This is a genomic window from Limosilactobacillus portuensis (assembly GCF_014838735.1).
GTDB classification, from domain to species: domain Bacteria; phylum Bacillota; class Bacilli; order Lactobacillales; family Lactobacillaceae; genus Limosilactobacillus; species Limosilactobacillus portuensis.
Genome location: NZ_JABUXQ010000103.1, coordinates 1 through 300 on the forward strand (window position 1 = coordinate 1; position 300 = coordinate 300).

Annotated in this window: 1 pseudogene; it reads right to left on the minus strand. The window is 45.0% G+C overall.

The annotated features are described in order from the left end of the window. A pseudogene (gene hisH, locus HUK49_RS10750) lies at positions 1 to 197 on the minus strand (imidazole glycerol phosphate synthase subunit HisH); the annotation flags it as partial. Positions 198 to 300 lie beyond the last annotated feature (103 nt).

The following is a 300-nucleotide window of genomic DNA, read 5'->3' on the forward strand; positions in this document are numbered from 1 at the left end:
TTCAATAATGGCGCCAGTTCATAACGGTCAATGGCTTGCATGGCGTCTTTAAAATGACCGACCCCTGGTAAAATGAGCTGTTCGGCACGTTCAATGACTGCAGGATCACGTGAGACGACGACATCATAGCCGAGATGTTGTACGGCACGTTGGACATTTAAAATATTGCCTAATCCGTAATCTACAATGACAATCATGATTCAATCACACCTTTAGACGAAGGGATACGTGCTTCTTGTGATGGGCGCAATGCTTGTTTTAAGGCGCGGGCGAACGCTTTGAATACTGATTCAATCTCAT